This is a genomic window from Moorena sp. SIO4A1 (assembly GCF_010672065.1).
Lineage (GTDB): Bacteria > Cyanobacteriota > Cyanobacteriia > Cyanobacteriales > Coleofasciculaceae > Moorena.
In genome coordinates, this window is the sequence record NZ_JAAHHX010000420.1 from 1 (window position 1) to 1,911 (window position 1,911).

The 1,911-nt window shown below is 40.0% G+C and carries 2 protein-coding genes and 1 pseudogene; 1 reads left to right on the forward strand and 2 read right to left on the reverse strand.

Annotated features, from left to right (window positions below; translation table 11 throughout):
* The first annotated feature begins 337 nt into the window (after positions 1 to 337).
* Entirely contained in the window at positions 338 to 487 is a 150-nt protein-coding gene (locus F6K53_RS38940; RefSeq protein ID WP_158069587.1) for a hypothetical protein, read from the forward strand.
* 640 nt (positions 488 to 1,127) lie between these two features.
* Here the strand turns inward: F6K53_RS38940 and F6K53_RS46275 are convergent.
* Complete coding sequence (locus F6K53_RS46275) at positions 1,128 to 1,262, reverse strand: hypothetical protein (RefSeq protein WP_366511415.1); 135 nt, start codon at positions 1,260 to 1,262, stop codon at positions 1,128 to 1,130.
* A gap of 198 nt (positions 1,263 to 1,460) precedes the next feature.
* A pseudogene (locus F6K53_RS38945) lies at positions 1,461 to 1,911 on the reverse strand (mannose-1-phosphate guanylyltransferase); the annotation flags it as partial.

A 1,911-nucleotide genomic window follows, 5' to 3' on the forward strand; every position in this document is an offset into this window, starting at 1 on the left:
AGCAGAACTACTTCTCTTGCTCAATTTAGCAACCAATGGCAGGATAATGGCTTGCTATTGGGTTTAGCAAAGGAATATTCCCGGTTTGCATATCTAAATCAGGATTGAGCCTCAAATTGCCATTTTTTATAGGAGTTGCTCTTTAACAAGACTTTATTATAGTGGGCAATGGCTTCACAGTATCCTCATATTGGCAATTTTCTGTTGCAGGGAGAAAAGTGACTAGATGCGTTCGCTTTTAGCGGAAGCTTCGCTTCATCGCTTTTAGCAGAAGCTTCGCTTCATCGCATAACCCCTATCTCACACATTTAAATTGTGAATAGGGGCTGATGGGGAGATGGGGAGATGGGGAGATGGGGAGATGGGGAGATGGGGTGCATCTGATATTTGTAAAAAAGAAGGGGAAGTGTGGGGAGTGTGGCAAGTGTGGCAAGTGTGGCAAGTGTCGGGCACTGGCGTGGGAATTTGCGCGGTAATTTTCCCCTAATTGCATGGATTGAGATGCAGCCATTCTCTAGTCTACGTCAGTGCGCTCAATTACGATAACATTATTCTTTTTTTACCTTAGGTTAGATTGGGGTAAGGTTTAACCGCCGGACAAGTTTTCCAGCCTGCCACAATACCAAAGCATTATTTCTGTTTTTGTCAAGATTACTTTATGTTCAGGGTTAGTTGTGTTCCAAGGTTTTTGCGTTCGCATAAGCGCGGAAGCTGAGGCCGTTGGCCACGCTACGCGTTCGCGTAGCGTCGGCTTTGCCGAAACGCTTCATACCGTAGCGGCTCGTACCGAGCATCGCATTCTTTTGTTTACTATCTATTAATACTTTCTATTAATCATTAACAAATAAACAAAAATCTGTATGACTAAGGTGTATGGCTAAGGATTGACAGTGGGATAACCTTTTTTAAATAAAAAAGGCGTTAGTAATCTAGCCAGAGACCTTCCGCTATTCAAAACACCTAATTTAAAATAAGCAGACATAAAATTTATTAACCTATGCCGCAAAAAAACCTCACTCAAAAAAAATTAAATACTTACTTTTATTGATTGCGTTGATATTATTTACAATAATAGATGATTATTGGTTATAGTTTGTTAGGTATTTATAGGAGCTGTTAACTATTTCCTAAAAATCCATACTTTTTCGGTTCCCAGATCCGCTGTTCCCAGATCCGCTGTTCCCAGATCCGCTGTTCCCTGTTCCCAGATCCGCTGTTCCCAGATCCGCTGTTCCCAGATCCGCTGTTCCCTGTTTATACACTTTATTGATGATCGCCTAACTTTGTATATTTTTAATTTATAGTTTTTTTCTAGTTCAGATTAGATAAATTAGTCAGGAAATTAAGAGCACCACTGACTCATAAATAATGATAAAACTCTGAACTATATATTCTGAAGCACTCTGACGTTAATCGTAATTATAATGTGGATCAACCTAGGAATTATTACAAGCGATTAATCACAAAAAATCTTGTAAAAGTGAATTATCTTTGAGAATTTTTATCGCTTGTTTTATGTCCTGGGTACGGTCTTTTTTTGCAATTAAGGTAGCATTGCGATCCCGTACCACCAGCACATCGTCTAAACCAATAGTAACAATCACCTCATCATCACTACTGGAGTAGACAATTGCTCCTTGAGTATCCAGTTCCACATGATTAGCCATTGCTACATTTTTAGCATCGCCATTATGCAGGCGTTCTAAAGCATTCCAATCTCCCAAATCATCCCAACCAAAGGAAGCTGGTAAAACATAAGCTAGCTGTGTTTTTTCCATCAAAGCGTAGTCAATACTTTTCTTCTCTAGCTCAGCATAAGCCGCCACACCTTTTTCTTCTAAAGGGGCAATAATTTCTGGTGCATGGGTGCGCAATTCATCTAAAACTACCCCAGCCCGGAAAATGAACATC

Bases quoted from the DNA above. Each gene is read 5' to 3' on its own strand.
- F6K53_RS38940 (WP_158069587.1), top strand. From the start codon at position 338: ATGGGGAGATGGGGAGATGGGGAGATGGGGAGATGGGGTGCATCTGAT.